At 61.7% G+C, this 17,583-nt stretch carries 6 protein-coding genes; 5 read left to right on the forward strand and 1 reads right to left on the reverse strand.

What is annotated here, in order from left to right:
- Positions 1-22: 22 nt before the first annotated feature.
- From ACSQ3F_RS07285 to ACSQ3F_RS07295, 3 genes are all read left to right on the forward strand, one after another.
- Complete coding sequence (locus ACSQ3F_RS07285; RefSeq protein ID WP_436099608.1) at positions 23-8,512, forward strand: GH36-type glycosyl hydrolase domain-containing protein; 8,490 nt, start codon at positions 23-25, stop codon at positions 8,510-8,512.
- 130 nt (positions 8,513-8,642) lie between these two features.
- Entirely contained in the window at positions 8,643-9,806 is a 1,164-nt protein-coding gene (locus ACSQ3F_RS07290; RefSeq protein WP_436099609.1) for an OpgC family protein, read from the forward strand.
- Positions 9,807-10,042: 236 nt separating this feature from the next.
- A complete protein-coding gene (locus ACSQ3F_RS07295; protein ID WP_436099610.1) occupies positions 10,043-10,969 on the forward strand; it encodes a LysR substrate-binding domain-containing protein in 927 nt (308 codons plus the stop codon).
- Between the two features lie 58 nt (positions 10,970-11,027).
- On the opposite strand, the gene ACSQ3F_RS07300 is transcribed toward ACSQ3F_RS07295, so the two are convergent.
- The gene (locus tag ACSQ3F_RS07300) at positions 11,028-12,785 is read right to left on the reverse strand and encodes a glucan ABC transporter ATP-binding protein/ permease (protein ID WP_436099611.1); all 1,758 of its coding nucleotides are present in this window, start codon (positions 12,783-12,785) and stop codon (positions 11,028-11,030) included.
- A gap of 450 nt (positions 12,786-13,235) precedes the next feature.
- Between ACSQ3F_RS07300 and ACSQ3F_RS07305 the strand changes: the two genes are divergently transcribed.
- Entirely contained in the window at positions 13,236-13,976 is a 741-nt protein-coding gene (locus ACSQ3F_RS07305) for a helix-turn-helix transcriptional regulator (RefSeq protein ID WP_436099612.1), read from the forward strand.
- A gap of 110 nt (positions 13,977-14,086) precedes the next feature.
- A complete protein-coding gene (pyc, locus tag ACSQ3F_RS07310; RefSeq protein WP_436099613.1) occupies positions 14,087-17,545 on the forward strand; it encodes a pyruvate carboxylase in 3,459 nt (1,152 codons plus the stop codon).
- Positions 17,546-17,583: the final 38 nt, after the last annotated feature.

Below are 17,583 nucleotides of genomic sequence, written 5' to 3' on the forward strand. Positions count from 1 at the left end.
CCTGGATCCAGAACCCGTACCTATGAACCTTCAAAATACGCATTCCACGCCTCCGCGCGAAGCTGAAATCAAACCGATCGATTACAACGACTCGATCCGGTCGACCTATTTCACAATCGATGAGCTTCATGAATGCGGTGCCGCCTTGGCCCGCGATGGCGTAGCAAGCCTTCCAGGTTTTTTCCCATTCGAGTTCCGTCCGCGTCATCGCGAAAACGAACACGAGATTTTCCGCGTCTACAAGGTGACGGCTGCCGACGTCGAAGCCGGCGCCTCGATCACGCCCGCCGCGGAATGGCTGCTTGACAATCATTATCTGGTTGAAGAGTCGATTCAGGAAGTCCGGCGCGATTTTCCGCGCAAGTTCTATCGCCAACTGCCGACGCTGTCCGTCGCCGGCACGACAATCCCGCGCACCATGGCGCTTGCCTGGCTCTACGTCGCCCACACCCACAGCACGGTGTCGCGCGAAAGCCTGACGGCGATGGTCGCCGGTTTCCAGAATCACGAGACCTTCAAGATCGGCGAGCTCTGGGCGTTGCCGTCCATTCTCCGCTTCGTGCTGATCGAGAACCTGCGCCGCATCGCCATCCGCGTCGACCGTTCGCGTGGCATGCGCAAGAAGGCAAACGACGTCGCCGATCAGATTGTCCGCCTGGGCGAACCCGAGAGGTTCAGGTCGGTTCTCGCGGACGCCCAGCCGCTGACCGCCGACAATACCTTCGTGACGCAGCTTCTCTACCGCCTGCGCGATGGATCGCAGACATCGGGTTACGTGATCACCTGGCTCGAAGAGCAGCTGGAAAAACGTGGCAGCAATGTCGAGGAAGCTCTGGTCGCCGAGCAGAACCGGCTGTCGTCCGGCAATGCGACGATGAGCAACATCATCCGCAGCCTGCGCGAAATCGACGACAACGATTGGGCCGTCTGGTTCGAAAGCGTCAGCAAGCTCGACGATGCCCTGCGTGCACGCTCGGATTACTCGTCGCTCGATTTCGGTTCGCGCAACAAATATCGCAATACCATCGAGAAACTGGCTCGCCGCTCCGGCTACGCGGAACTGGAAGTCACCCAGATCGCGCTAGATCTGGTCAAGGAGCAGGCGGCCGCTCCGGACGAAACCCCGCATGAGCCGAATGTCGGCGGGTTCCTCGTCGGCAAGCAGCGCCGGCATCTGGAGCAGCGGATCGGCTACCGTCCGACCATCCTGCAAAGCATCATCCGCATGAGCCGCAAGCTCGACTGGCTGGCGATCGCCGGCCCCAACATCATCCTGACGATCCTTGCGATGATCGCGGTCTATGTCTTCGTCAGCCCGATGGATATCCCGACCGGTGCAAAGCTGATCATGCTGCTCCTGTTCGCGCTTCCGGCCTCGGAAGGTGCTGCCGGTCTCTTCAACACGCTGGTCACGCTCGGCGTGACGCCGTCACGCCTGGTTGGATATGAATTTCTCAACGGCATCCCGCAAGACGCGCGGACTCTCGTCGTTGTCCCCTGCCTGATCTCCAGGCGCGATCATGTCGATGAACTCGTGCGCAACATCGAAGTGCACTATCTCGCCAATCCGAAGGGCGAGGTCTATTTCGCGCTTCTGAGCGACTGGGCCGACAGCAAGGAGGAGGAAACCGTCGCCGATCTTGACGTGCTCGACTACGCCAAGCGCGAAATCGCGATTTTGAGCGAGCGCTACGCCCATGACGGCCGCACCCGCTTCTACCTCCTGCATCGCCGCCGCCTCTACAACGAGGCGGAGGGCGTCTGGATGGGTTGGGAGCGCAAGCGCGGCAAGCTGCATGAGATGAACCTGCTTCTGCGCGGTGACAGCGACACGAGCTTCCTCGCCGGCGCCAATATCGTCCCGGAAAACGTGCAATATGTCATGACGCTTGATTCCGACACGCGCCTGATGCGCGACGCGGTGACCAAGCTGGTCGGCAAGCTCTACCACCCGATCAACCGCCCGGTCGTCGATCCGGTGACGCAGAAGGTGACTGCAGGCTACGGTATCCTGCAGCCGCGCGTGACGCCGTCACTGACCACCGGCAACGAAGCTTCGGCGTTCCAGCGCATCTTTTCGGTCAACCGCGGCATCGATCCTTACGTCTTCACCGTCTCCGACGTCTATCAGGACATCGCCGGCGAAGGCACGTTCACCGGCAAGGGCCTCTACCATGTCGACGCCTTCGAGGCAGCGCTGAAGGGCAAGATCGAGGAAAACGCGGTTCTCAGCCATGACCTCCTGGAAGGCTCGCTTGCCAAATGCGCGCTGGTGACCGATGTCGAACTGGTCGAGGATTTCCCGATCCGCTACGAAGTCGAGATGTCGCGCCAGCATCGCTGGGCGCGCGGCGACTGGCAGCTCCTGCCTTACATGTTCGATCTTTCCAACGGCGTCAGCATGCTCGGCCGCTGGAAGATGTACGACAATCTGCGCCGCTCGCTGATCCCCTGCGCCTGGCTCGTCGCGTCGGTCATGGGTTGGTATTACATGGAGCCGACACAGGCGCTGGTCTGGCAGTTCGTGCTGATCTTCAGCTTGTTCGTCGCGCCGACCCTGTCGCTCATTTCCGGTATCATGCCGCGCCGCAACGATATCGTCGCCCGCGCCCATCTGCATGCGGTTCTCTCAGAAATCCAGGCTGCCAACGCGCAGGTCGCGCTGCGCATTGTCTTCATCGCCCATTCGGCCGCAATGATGGCCGATGCCATCGTGCGCTCCCTCTATCGAACCTTCGTCAGCGGCAAGCTGATGCTCGAATGGCGCACCGCAGCGCAGGTGCAGAGTTCGGCCAGCGGTACCATCTGGGACTACTACCGTTCGATGTGGATCGCGCCGGCTCTGTCGGTGATTTCGCTGCTGCTTGCGGCCGTCTCCGAGAGCGGCCTTCCCTTCATCGGCATTCCGTTTGCCCTGCTCTGGGCGCTGTCCCCGGCCATCGCCTGGTTCGTCAGCCAATCCGCCGAGACCGAAGACCAGTTGGTCGTGCCGGAAAACGTCGTCGAGGAACTGCGCAAGATCGCTCGTCGGACCTGGCTCTATTTCGAGACCTTCGTTACCGCCGAGCAGAACTTCCTGCCGCCGGACAATTTCCAGGAAATCCCGCATCCGGTTCTGGCCGAGCGGACCTCGCCGACGAATATCGGCGTCTACCTGTTATCGGTCATGTCGGCCCGCGATTTCGGCTGGATCGGTTTCGAGGAAACCGTCCGGCGCCTGGAGGAGACGGTTTCCACGATCGACCGCATGCCGAAATACCGGGGGCATCTGTTCAACTGGTACGCGACGAACCCGCTCGAGACGATGGAACCGAGGTATGTTTCGGCCGTCGACAGCGGCAACCTCGCCGGCCATCTGATCGCCGTCTCCTCGATGTGCCGCGAATGGGCTGAAGCGCCGTCCGCGCATATCCAGGGCAATCTGGACGGTATCGGCGATGTCGCCTCCATCCTGTCCGAAGTGCTGGCTGAGCTGCCGGATGACCGCAAGACCGTGCGGCCGCTGCGGCGGCTGATGGAGGAGCGGATCGTCGGCTTCCACAATGGGCTGCAGGCGGTCAAACGCGAACATGAGTTTGCCTCGATCCGGGTTATCAACCTGGCGGTTCTGGCGCGCGACATCCAGAAGCTCACCGCCAACCTCGACCACGAGGTCCGGAGCGCCCAGAGCGGCGAAGTGACGAAGTGGGCGACCGTCCTGGTCAACACCTGCGAATCCCACATTGCCGACGGCGTTTTCGACCTCGGTGCCATCGAGGCATTACGCCAGCGCCTGATCGTCGTGCGCGATCGGGCGCGCGATATCGCGTTCTCGATGGACTTCAGCTTCCTGTTCCGTCCGGAACGGCGGCTTCTGTCGATCGGCTACCGCGTCAATTCGAACGAGCTTGACGAAGCCTGCTACGACCTTCTCGCGTCGGAAGCGCGCCTCACCAGCCTGTTCGCCATCGCCAAGGGGGACCTGCCGACGGAACACTGGTACAAGCTCGGCCGTCCGATCGTGCCGATCGGCGCCCGCGGCGCGCTCGTCTCCTGGTCGGGCTCGATGTTCGAATATCTGATGCCGCCGCTGGTCATGCAGGAGCGTCAGGGGGGCATCCTCAACCAGACCAACAATCTGATCGTCAGGGAGCAGATGAACCACGGCCGCCGCCTCGGCACGCCATGGGGCATTTCGGAAGCGGCGTTCAATGCCCGCGACCATGAACTGACGTATCAGTACACCAATTTCGGTGTGCCGACGCTCGGCCTGAAGCGCGGTCTCGGCCAGAATGCCGTCATCGCGCCCTATGCCTCGATCCTCGCCAGCATGTACGATCCGAAGGCGGCGCTCGCCAATCTGGAGCGGCTGCGCGGCGTCGGCGCGCTCGGCGCCTACGGTTTCCATGATGCCGTCGACTTCACGCCGACGCGCGTGCCGGAAGGCAAGAGCTGCGCGGTGGTGCGCAACTATTATGCCCACCACCACGGCATGTCGATCGCGGCCGTCGCCAACGTCGTCTTCAATGGCCGTCTGCGCGAGTGGTTCCACGCCGATCCGGTTATTGAAGCCGCTGAACTCCTGCTGCAGGAAAAGGCGCCGCGTGATATCCCGATCATCAACACCAAGAAGGAACCGGAATCGGTCGGCAAGGGCCAGGAAGACCTGCTTCGTCCGGAAGTCCGGATCGTCAACAATCCGCTGATCAAGGATCGCGAGACAGTCTTCCTGTCGAATGGCCACTACTCCGTCATGCTGACGGCGACCGGCAGCGGCTATTCCCGCTGGAACGGCCAGACCGTTGCCCGCTGGAATGCCGATCCGAGCGAAGACCGGTCCGGCACCTTCATCTTCCTGCGCGATACCGCGACCGGCGACTGGTGGTCGGCAACCGCCGAACCGCGCCGGGCGGAAGGCGAAAAAGCCATGATCCGCTTCGGCGACGACAAGGCAGAATTCGTCAAGACCGTCGGCGAACTCACCAGCGAAGTCGAATGCATCGTCGCCACCGAGCATGATGCCGAAGGTCGCCGGGTGATCCTTCTCAACAGGGGCACGGAGGATCGCTTCATCGAAGTAACCTCCTATGCCGAGCCGGTGCTGACGACCGACGATACCGACAGCGCCCATCCGCTTTTTGCCAAGATGTTCCTGCGCACCGAAATCGATCCGAAGGGCGACGTGATCCGCGTCACGCGCAACAAGCGCAGCCCCGGCGACCCGGACATGCAGGTGGCTCACCTGATCGCCGACAATGCCGGCAGCAGCCGTCATACGGAAGCCGAGACGGACAGGCGCCGGTTCATCGGAACAGGCCGGACGCTCGCCGAAGCGCAAGCCTTCGATGCCGAAGCCAAGCTTTCGGGCACGGACGGCTATACGCTCGACCCGATCGTTTCGCTCCGCCGCACCGTGCGTGTGCCGGCGGGCAAGAAGGTCAGCGTGATCTTCTGGACCATCGCCGCTCCCGGACGCGAGCAGATCGACAAGGCCGTCGATCGCTATCGCCATCCGGACAGCTTCAATCACGAAATGATCCACGCCTGGACCCGCAGCCAGGTGCAGATGCGCCATGTCGGCGTGACCTCGCAGGAGGCGGCAAGCTTCCAGACGCTTGGCCGTTACCTCACCTATCCCGACATGCAATTGCGCGCCGATATCGCGACGGTGCAGGCAGGTCTCGCACCGCAATCGTCCCTGTGGCCGCTATCGATTTCGGGTGACTTCCCGATCTTTTCCGTCCGCATCAACGATGACATTGACCTCGGCATCGCGCGCGAAGCCCTGAAGGCGCAGGAGTACCTGCGCTCGCGCGGCGTCACCGCCGATCTCGTCATCATCAACGAACGGGCCTCGTCCTACGCGCAGGACATGCAGCACACGCTCGATGCGATGTGCGAAAACCTGCGCCTGCGCCTGTCCGATGGCGCCCGCCAGCATATCTTCGCGGTCCGCCGCGATATCATGGAGCCGCAGACATGGGCGGCACTGCTGTCCGCGTCGCGTGCCGTCTTCCATGCCCGCAACGGCAAGATCTCGGACCAGATTTCCCGTGCGGAAGCGCTGTTCTCGACGCCTGTCGGCAAGAGGAAAAAGATTGTCCTGCCGTTGCTCGCAGCACCCGCTGGAGACCATGACGAAGTGCCTGCCGAGATCAATGGCGATAGGCTTGACTTCTGGAATGGCTATGGCGGTTTTTCCAAGGACGGCCGTGAATACGTGACGCGCCTGCGCGGCGGCGAAGCGACGCCACAGCCATGGATCAACGTCATTTCCAACGAAAGCTTCGGTTTCCATGTGGCGGCGGAAGGCGCAGCCTTCACCTGGGGCCGCAATTCGCGCGACTACCAGCTGACGCCCTGGACCAACGATCCGGTCATCAACCGGCCGGGTGAAGCGATCTTCGTCAGAGACATGGACAGTGGTACGGTGATGTCGCCCTATGCCGCCTTGTCCCGGCGCAAGTCCGTGCTCTTCGAAACCCGGCATGGTCTCGGCTATTCGGTGTTCAAAAGCGTGCAGGACGAGTTGGAGATCGAGGTCAGCCAGGCCGTCCATCGCAAGGCGCCGGTGAAATATTGGCGGATGCGGTTGAAAAACCTCTCCGGCGAGGCCCGAAGCCTGAAGGTCTACGGCTATGCCGAATGGGTGCTAGGCAACAATCGCGGCAAGACGGCGCCCTTCATCCTGTCGCATCTTGACGAGGCGAGCGGCGCGGTGCTGGCCACCAACCCGTACAGCATCGATTATTCCGGCCGCACCGCTTTCCTGGCGGCGAGCGAAACGCCGGTGGGCTTCACGGCGAGCCGCCGCGAATTCATCGGGCTCGCCGGCAGCATTCACGCGCCGAAGGCGGTGCTTGACGGCAACTCCCTGTCAGGCGCGATCGATGCGGATGGCGATCCCTGCGCAGCGCTTGTTATCGACGTGGTGCTGGAGCCGGGCGAGAGCCGCGATCTGACCTTCTACATGGGTGACGCCGACAATGCGGATCAGGCGCTCGAACATCTCGAGACGGCGCGCAGCACGCCATTCGAGACCGTTCTTAAGGCGTCGAACAGCTTCTGGCAGGATTTCACCGGCATTCTCCAGGTCGACACGCCCGACAAGGCGTTCAACAACATGGTCAATGCCTGGCTGCCCTATCAGAGCCTCGGTTGCCGCATCCTGGCGCGGTCGGCCTTCTATCAGGCAAGCGGTGCCTTCGGCTTCCGCGACCAGTTGCAGGATACGCTCGCCTTCATCGTGCACCGTCCGGAACTTGCGAGGGGCCAGATTCTCAACGCCGCGGCGCGGCAGTTCCCGGAGGGCGATGTCCTGCATTGGTGGCTGCCGGGCAACGGCTCAGGCGTCCGCACCCTGATCTCCGACGACGTGGTATGGCTCGGCCACGCGGTGCAATATTATTGCAACGTGACCGGCACCAGGGACATTCTCGACGAGCAGATTGCCTTTATCGAGGGCGCACCCCTTGAACCCGGCCAGCACGATAGCTTCTTCCAGCCACTGGTTTCCGAGCGGCGTGCATCTCTCTTTGAGCATTGCGCGCTGGGACTCGATCTGGCGATTGCCCGCAAGGGAGAAAACGGCTTGCCGTTGATCCTCGGCGGCGACTGGAACGACGGCATGAACCGCGTCGGCATTGAAGGACGCGGCACCAGCGTCTGGCTCGGCTGGTTCCTCGCGGCCACCCTGCGCTCCTTCATCGCGATCGCCCGCGAACGTGGCGACGCCAAGCGGGTTGCCGCCTGGGAGACGCATCTTTCCAGCCTCAAGCAGGCACTTGAGACTGCCGGCTGGGATGGGGGATACTATCGCCGTGGCTACTACGACGACGGGACGGCGCTCGGCTCCGCCAATAGCAGCGAATGCCGCATCGATTCCATCGCCCAGTCCTGGAGCGTTCTGTCGGGCGAAGGCGATCCGGCTCGCTCGGCACAGGCCATGGATGCCGTGCTTTCGGAACTGGCCGATGCCGATCACCGGGTCATCCGTCTGTTCACGCCGCCGCTTTCCGGAACCGCACAGGACCCGGGCTACATCAAGGCCTATCCGCCGGGTGTGCGCGAAAATGGCGGGCAATATACCCATGCGGCAACCTGGGTGGTGCTGGCGCTTGCGGCGCAGAACCGCACGGAAGACGCCTGGCGCGCTTTCGAAATGCTCAATCCGGTCAATCAATCCAGGGATCGTGACAGCGCCGATCGCTATCGCGTCGAACCCTATGTGGTCGCCGCCGATATCTATGGCGACGGCGATCTGACCGGACGCGGTGGCTGGACCTGGTACACCGGTTCGGCCGCCTGGCTCTACCGCGCAGCGGTCGAAGGCATCCTCGGCATTCGCAGGCAGGGCGGGACGCTGACCGTTCGACCGGTCCTGCCGAAAGCCTGGGATGGTTTCTCGGCGACGCTGACTATCGACGGCAGGGCGCATGTAATTTCTGTGACGAAAGATGCGGAAAGCGGCGAGCCAATCGTCAGCGTCAATAAAACTGTCACAAAAAACGCGCATGAAGGCGTTTTGGTGTAGCTGCCGGCGCTTCGTCAGGCGTGAAGCCGGCTTTGTAGCAAAGGTTGCAAAGTCGGCTTCATTCTGATTGCCGGCAGTCTTATCGCGTCAAGGGGGCAGGGGGCACTGAACTCGGACGAGAACATTCTGAATGCTTCAAAAACTGCAATTCGAACCGTCTGCCGATGACGGACAGACCGGAACGAAGCGATCCATCCCTCCCGAGCGTGACACCCGGCTTGACGTGTTTCGCGCGCTTTGCCTCATCACCATCTTCGTCAATCATGTGCCGGGGCAATATCTCGAATATCTGACGACGAAGAACTTCGGCTTCTCCGATTCCGCCGAAGCCTTTGTGCTGATCTCGGGGCTCTCGGCCGGGCTTGCCTATGGGCGGAAATTCAAACTCGGCAATCGCCTCGCGCTCAGCCTGAAGATCTGGCGCCGGGCGTTCACACTCTACGTCGCGCATATCATGACCAGTATCACCACGCTGGCGATCTTCGCCGGTGGGGCGCTCTATTTCGGCCGGCAGGACCTGATCAGCGAGATCAACATCCGCCCGCTGGTCGATCACACCGAACAGGGCTTCGTCGCCATGGTTCTGCTGGGTCACCAGTTGGGCTACAACAACATCCTGTCGATGTATGCGGTCGTCTTCCTGCTTTTGCCGGGCATGCTCTGGCTCCATGGCCGCAGCCCGTTGCTGTTGTTCGTCGCATCCGCCGCGCTATGGCTCGCCGCCGGCATCTTCATGATCGTGCCGATCAATTTCCTCGATGAAGGCTACTGGTTCCTCAATCCATGGTCCTGGCAGTTCCTCTTCGTCATCGGCATGATCTGCATGATGCGCTCGCGTGCCGGAAAGCCGCTGCCGCGCCACCCGCTGCTGATCGCCCTTTCCGCCGGCTACGTCGCGCTATCGTTCTTCTGGGTGGTGTTCTCGTGGTGGAACATCGATTTCTCCTACGGCCTGCCTGCCGTGCTGACGGGCTTTGACAAGACCTTCCTCTCGCTGACGCGGCTGCTGCACGTGCTGGCGCTTGCCTATCTGCTGGCGGTCTTTCCGGTTTTTAGCCGGATGGCGCGGCTGCGCCTCGATCATCCGTTGGTGATGATCGGGCGCCATTCGCTACCGGTCTTCATTCTCGGCACGATCCTTGCCATGGCGGGCCAGGTGCTTCTGTTCGTCACGGGGCGCGATCCGCTCTGGGGCTCGCTGTTCGTCATCGTCGGTATAGGCCTCCATTTCGCCTATGCGCGTTATCTCGATTGGCTCGGCGGCCTGTCCCGGCCCGAGGCCGTCAGGGCCTGACAGGCCCGCGCCTTGCCGTCACTTGCGATCACCACAGAAATCTTCGGCCGGGCGAGTTGGCACGTTTCGTCCTCCTGACGGTTGCCGCGGCTGGAACGTGGCGACGCGCAGTGCATCCATGATTGTCTCGTAGATTTGCATCCACATGGCCGTATCTCCCTTGCGGCCATTCCATCCTTCTTGCCGATCAGGTTCAAACGAGCTTATCGTCAGGGTCGGATGACTTGAGGTTATGCATGAAACGAGGACGTCTCCCCTTGACCGCCTTGCGGAGCTTCGAGGTGGCCGGCAGGCTGCAGAGTTTCACGCTGGCCGCGGCCGAGCTTTATATTTCCCAGGCCGCTGTGAGCCGGCAGGTTCGTGAACTGGAAACCATTCTGGGGCTGGCGCTTTTCGAGCGGCGGCATCGCCGCGTCAGCCTGACCTCTGCCGGCGAGACATTGCTGGCGAACCTGACAGCAGCTTTCGACGACATCGGCGATTGTCTTGCTGGACTGCAGCGCCGGGACGCGATCTCCGTCGTCTCGGTCAGCGCGGAGCCCTCCTTCGCGTCATGCTGGCTGGTGTTCCATCTTGCCGATTTTCAGAAAGATCACCCGCATATCGACATTCAACTCGACGCAGAGCCTCGTTTGATCGAGTTTCGAAGCAACCAAGCAGCCCTTGCTATCCGGCATAGCGTCCAATCGACAAGTTGGCCGAGAACTGAAAGCCGGCACCTTACCGATGTAAGGCTCACGCCGGCTTTCGCGCCCGGGCTGCTGACGCCGGGAACAGCGGTGACCTCGCCAGAAGACCTTCTCCGGTTTCCTCTGCTCCACGAGGAAAATCGCGACCCATGGCGTCACTGGTTCGAAACTGCGGGCGTTGCTGCTGATGTAGAGCGCGGGCCGGTCTATGCGGATGGCGGCCTGATTTTGCAGGCGGTGCTGAGCGGGCAGGGAGTAGCCCTCGTCGATGAGGCTTTCTCTGAGGAGTACGTGGCGGCGGGCAGGCTGGTTCGGCCTTTCGACATATCCCTGTCCTGGGGTGCCTACTGGCTGGTGGCGCGCCGCTTCGACAGCCTTCCGGATGCCGCCTCGGCTTTTGTTGGCTGGCTGACGGCAAGCCTGGCCGCATCCACGGATGGCGCGCTGGGAGCGGGCGGATCGATCTCCGCATAAAAAATCCCCCCATGGCAGCGCCATGAGGGGAGATATGGAAGAGCATGTTGCCCGTCGGTCAGGCCGCAGCGTGGCTCTTGCGGACGTCCTCGTCCGTGAGGATGCCGCTGGCGCGCAACAGCGATGCAAATCGGCCGTTGCTCTGGCTGAGTTCGTTGAAACCGCCCATCTCGACGATCCGGCCGTGATCCATGAAGATCACCAGATCGGCCTCGCGCACCGTCGACAGGCGGTGAGCGATGATGAAGGTGGTGCGATCCTTGCGCAGGTTATCGATCGCGGCCTTGACACGGTTCTCCGTCTCGACGTCGAGCGCGCTGGTCGCCTCGTCGAGCACGAGGATCGGCGCATTCTTGAGGATTGCGCGAGCAATGGCGATGCGCTGGCGTTCGCCTCCGGAGAGCCGGTTGCCGCGTTCGCCGACTTTGGTGTCGTAGCCACCCTGGCGGCCTTCGATGAAGTCGGCTGCTGCTGCCGCTTCGGCCGCTTCCATGATTTCGATCAGCGATGCGTCTTCACGGCCAAGGCGGATGTTCTCGCAGATCGACCGGTTGAGCAGGCCTGCATCCTGGAACACGGTGGCGATCGAGCGGCGCAGCGACTTGCGTGTCACCGTCGAGATGTCGACGCCGTCGACCAGGATCTTGCCGCTTGCCGGTTCATGCACGCGCTGCAAGAGGTTGACCAGCGTTGTCTTGCCGGCGCCGGTCGGGCCGACGATGGCGATCGTCTGGCCGGCCTTGGCGGTGAAAGATACATCGCGCAGGCCTTCGTTCGAGTTGGCGAAGTTGAAGGACACATCGCGGAATTCGACCTCGCCGCGGACATGGTTCAACTCGCCGGCGTCGACAGGCTCTTCGCGCTCGCGGACCGAATCCTCCAGCGTGAAGAAGTCCTCGAGCTTGGCGCGGGCTTCGAAAATCTGCGTCACGAAGGCCTTCATCTGGTCGAGGCGGCCGATCAGCAGGCCGGCAAAGCCGATGAAAGCGATCACGTCGCCGATGCCGAGTTCGCCCTTCTGGACAAGGAAGGTACCGATGACGAGGATCGCCATCATCGAGATGGTCGATGCCATGCGGTTCAGCGCACTGGCAAGCGCCCACCAGTCGAGCACTGGCAGCTGGGCCGAGATCAGCTTCTGGGTGAAGTTCTTCAGCTCGCGGGTCTCTGCCTCGATGCGGTTGTAGCTGTGTACGACCGAGACGTTGCTGATCGAGTCGGAGACGTGCGAAAAGACGGTGTGATAGTGGTCCTCGACAGAGGCCTGGCCTTCCTTGGTGCGTGTCATCACGATCTTGCCGATCACGACGTAGAGAACGCCGAGCACGACGAGAACCAGCGACAGGCGCGCATCCATGGCAAAGGCTGTCGGAACGAGCAGGACCAGCGCCACGGCTGTCGAAAGATGCTGGCGCATGAATTCGAGCCAAAGGCCGAACAGCGTTTCGCAGGCGCGCAGCAGCGTGTGCAGGGCGTTCGAGGTGCCGCGCTGGCTGTGCCAGGAAAGAGGCATCGAGATGATGCGACCAAAGGCTTCCGTGATCAGCGTCGAGCGGCGCGTATGCGCCAGCCGGTCGGCCTCGCGAGCGACCAGCACGAAGGCGATCGTGTTGAAGACGCCGAGACCGGCCCACATCAGGAGCATCGGTGTTACGGCCTGCTTGGAGGAGATCGCGTCGATGATGCGGCCGAACAAAATGGGTTCTGCAATCGTGATGATCGCCAGGACGACGTTGGCGATGACGATTGCGGAGACGCGAAGTTTGTGAACGGCAAGATACTGAAGCGCTCTTGCATAGACATGGAACAATGACACTGTCTTATCCCTCTTGGGCAGTTGGATTGCGACGCAATGAAAAACTCAGCGTCTGTATCGCGGGAAAACGGTTGAAAAAGAAAAGAAAAGCCTGGAAAAAGTATTCATTCCCCCATCTGGGGATTGTGGAATGAAAATTCCAAAGCGGATCTTCCCTCATCCTTCCGTCCTATTCTTTTCACCGAAATTCATCTTTTGGCTTCGCCGAGCAAACTTGGTTATGATAAACCTTCAAGGTGAGTGGATGAGTCCGGACGCCTCGAAGTCGATCATTCATAGCTTGCTATTTTTCGCGCCTTGCGGCTCACCGGCGACGCGGTGTTAGGTGGTTTTACGACTGACGCTGGGGATTATTGCGATTGCAACATGAATGGGTGCTGAACAGGACATTCATGTTGCGCTGCGGTGGGCCCGGTCACAGGCCGGAATGGATTTTTTGAAGGGGCATTCATGAATATTACGTTGCTCGTGCAGTTTCTGGCGCTCATAGACGAGATGAAGAGCAGGGACGAAATCGTTCAGGAGTTCGAGCGGGTTCTGGACCGCTACGGCTTTGACTATTACGGCGTCGTCCGCCAGCCGAAGCCGAACGAAAATCCCCTGAGCCTGCTGCTTGCCGGACGCTGGCCCGATGGCTGGCCGCAGATCTACATCAAGAAGAAATACGTCATCATCGACCCGACGATCCGCTTTCTCGGCCATGCGCAGCGCGGCTTCCGCTGGCGCGAGACGCTGGTTGCCTTCCGCTCCGATCCGCACCGCAAGCGCATGGAGCGCATGATGGTCGAGGCGCGCGGCCACGGCCTCTACGACGGGTACATTTTTCCCGTCCACGGGCGCCGCGGACTGCTCGGCAATTTGACACTCGGCGGCCGCGTGGTCGATCTCAGCCCGGTGGAAATGAGCCTGTTCGACGGCATTGCCAAGAAGGTCTTCTGGCGGCTTCTGGAACTGACGGATCCGGCAGTCCTCGCCGAAATGGTCTCCAGCGTCGATGTGCAGATGACCCGCCGCGAAATGGAGGCCTTGAACTACCTGGCCGACGGGATGACGTCGAACGAGATCAGCCGGATCCTCGAGATTTCCAACCACACGGTCGACTGGTACATGAACGGCATCCAGGAAAAACTGCGGGCGAAAAACCGGCACCACGCCGTTGCCCTGTCGTTTCGTCTGGGGCTGATTTCCTGACGGAAATGAACGCCCTCATGCCGACTCTGAAATTGAACTTCCTGTCATGAACCGCTAATAATCTTTTTCGCGGTGCAGCATGACCGCGTTCAAGTCTTGAGGAGTCCGACTTGCCCATCTCGAAAATCCTTGTCGCCAACCGTTCTGAAATTGCCATCCGCGTGTTTCGCGCCGCAAACGAACTGGGAATAAAAACGGTTGCGATATGGGCGGAGGAGGACAAGCTCGCGCTCCATCGTTTCAAGGCGGACGAGAGCTATCAGATCGGTCGCGGGCCGCATCTTGCCCGCGACATGGGGCCGATCGAAAGCTATCTGTCGATTGAGGAAATCATTCGGGTCGCCAAGCTGTCCGGTGCCGATGCCATCCATCCGGGGTATGGCCTTTTGTCGGAAAGTCCGGAATTCGTCGATGCCTGCAAGGCGGCCGGTATCATTTTCATTGGCCCGACGGGCGACACGATGCGGCGTCTTGGCAACAAGGTCGCTGCCCGCAATCTTGCCATCGAGATCGGCGTGCCGGTCGTTCCGGCGACCGAGCCGCTGCCGGACGATATGAATGTCGTGGCAAAGATGGCCGAGGAGATCGGCTACCCGGTGATGCTGAAGGCGTCCTGGGGTGGCGGCGGCCGCGGCATGCGGGCAATCCGCGATCCGAAGGACCTGTCGCGCGAAGTGACGGAAGCCAAGCGCGAAGCGATGGCTGCCTTCGGCAAGGACGAGGTCTATCTGGAAAAGCTGGTCGAGCGTGCCCGTCACGTCGAAAGCCAGGTGCTCGGCGACACGCACGGCAACGTCGTGCATCTGTTCGAGCGCGATTGTTCGGTCCAGCGCCGCAACCAGAAAGTCGTCGAGCGCGCTCCGGCCCCCTATCTGAGCGAAGAGCAGCGCCAGGAACTGGCGAACTATTCCACCCGGATCGCCCAGGCGACGAACTATGTCGGTGCCGGTACCGTCGAGTACCTGATGGATATGGACACCGGCAAATTCTATTTCATCGAAGTCAATCCGCGCATCCAGGTCGAGCATACTGTCACCGAAGTCGTCACCGGCATCGATATCGTCAAGGCGCAGATCCACATCCTCGACGGCTTTGCCATCGGAACGCCGGAATCGGGGGTTCCGAAACAGGAAGATATCCGTCTCAACGGCCACGCGCTGCAGTGCCGTATCACCACCGAAGATCCGGAACAGAATTTTATCCCGGATTACGGCCGCATCACTGGCTATCGTTCCGCTTCCGGCTTCGGCATTCGTCTCGACGGCGGCACGGCCTATCCGGGCGCTGTCATCACCCGCTTTTACGACCCGCTGCTTGTGAAAGTGACCGCCTGGGCGCCGAACCCCGCCGAAGCGATCGCCCGCATGGATCGCGCTTTGCGCGAATTCCGTATCCGCGGGGTGGCGACGAACCTCACCTTCCTCGAAGCGATCATCAGCCATTCGAAGTTCAAGGACAATTCCTACACCACCCGCTTCATCGATACGACGCCGGAACTGTTCCAGCAGGTCAAGCGCCAGGACCGGGCAACCAAGCTTCTGACCTATCTCGCCGACGTGACGGTGAATGGTCACCCGGAAGCCAAGGGCCGGCCGAAGCCGAGCGCGGATGCGGCAAAGCCGATCGTGCCGCACAGCAACGCCGCGATCGCCGACGGCACGAAGCAGAAGCTCGACGCGCTCGGCCCGCAGAAATTCGCCGAATGGGTGCGCGCCGAAAAGCGCGTGCTGTTGACCGACACGACCATGCGCGACGGCCACCAGTCGCTGCTCGCCACCCGCGTGCGCACCTATGACATCGCCCGTGTCGCCGGTACCTATGCCCGCGCCCTGCCGAACCTGTTCTCGCTCGAATGCTGGGGCGGCGCCACCTTCGACGTCTCCATGCGCTTCCTGACGGAAGATCCGTGGGAGCGTCTCGCCAAGGTGCGCGAGGATGCGCCGAACCTGCTCTTGCAGATGCTGCTGCGCGGCGCCAATGGCGTCGGCTACAAGAACTATCCCGACAATGTCGTCAAATACTTCGTCCGCCAGGCGGCCAGGGGCGGCATCGACGTGTTCCGCGTGTTCGACTGCCTCAACTGGGTCGACAATATGCGCGTCTCGATGGATGCGGTCGCGGAAGAAAACAGGATCTGCGAGGCGGCGATCTGCTATACCGGCGACATCCTCAACTCGGCCCGTCCGAAATATGACCTGAAATATTACACTGCACTGGCTGCCGAACTGGAGCGGGCCGGCGCGCACATGATCGCGCTGAAGGACATGGCCGGTCTGCTGAAGCCGGCCGCCGCGACGGTGCTGTTCAAGGCGCTGCGCGAGGCAACCGACCTGCCGATCCATTTCCATACGCACGACACCTCGGGTATTGCGGCCGCAACGGTTCTGGCTGCCGTCGATGCCGGCGTCGATGTCGTCGACGCGGCGATGGACGCTTTCTCCGGCAATACGTCGCAGCCCTGTCTCGGCTCGATCGTCGAGGCGCTGCGCGGCTCCGAGCGCGATCCGGGCCTCGATCCGGAATGGATCCGCCGCATCTCCTTCTATTGGGAGGCCGTGCGCAACCAGTATGCCGCCTTCGAAAGCGATCTCAAGGGACCGGCGTCGGAAGTCTACCTGCACGAAATGCCGGGCGGCCAGTTCACCAACCTCAAGGAACAGGCGCGTTCGCTCGGGCTTGAGACCCGCTGGCACCAGGTGGCGCAGGCCTATGCCGATGCCAACCAGATGTTCGGCGATATCGTCAAGGTGACGCCGTCCTCCAAGGTCGTCGGCGACATGGCGCTGATGATGGTCTCCCAGGACCTGACGGTCGCCGATGTCGAGAACCCGGCCAAGGACGTCTCCTTCCCGGATTCGGTCGTCTCGATGCTCAAGGGCGATCTCGGCCAGCCTCCGGGCGGATGGCCGAAGAAACTGCAGGCAAAGGCGCTGAAGGGAGAAAAGCCCTATACGGCGCGTCCGGGCTCGCTGCTGGTGGATGCCGACCTTGGCGCCGAGCGCAAGGCGATCGAGACCAAGTTGGAGCGCAAGGTCACGGACTTCGAATTTGCCTCCTATCTGATGTATCCGAAGGTCTTCACCGACTACGCACTGGCCGCCGACACCTACGGCCCTGTCTCCGTTCTGCCGACGCCCGCCTATTTCTACGGGCTTTCGGCCGGCGAGGAACTGCTGCCGGAACTCGAAAAGGGCGTCTCGCTGGTCATCCTGCACCAGGCGAAGAGCGAGCCGGACGAGCAGGCGATGGTCAAGGTGTTCTTCGAACTCAACGGCCAGCCGCGCCTGATCAAGGTTCCGGACCGCAACCGCTCGGCCTCCAGCGCCGCCCGTCGCAAGGCCGATCTCGGCAACGCCGCCCATCTCGGCGCACCGATGCCGGGCGTCATCTCGACGGTCTCCGTTTCGGCCGGCCAGACGGTCAAATCGGGTGACGTGCTCTTGTCGATCGAGGCTATGAAGATGGAAACCGCGCTGCACGCGGAAAAGGACGGCACCATCGCCGAGGTCCTGGTGCGCACCGGCGACCAGATCGACGCCAAGGATTTGCTGATCGTCTACGGCGGCTGATGCGGTTGGTGTGAGCAGGCCATCGCAGCGGCTCCTCA

Origin of the sequence: Pararhizobium sp. LjRoot238, assembly GCF_964252955.1 — a bacterium.
GTDB lineage: Bacteria > Pseudomonadota > Alphaproteobacteria > Rhizobiales > Rhizobiaceae > Pararhizobium.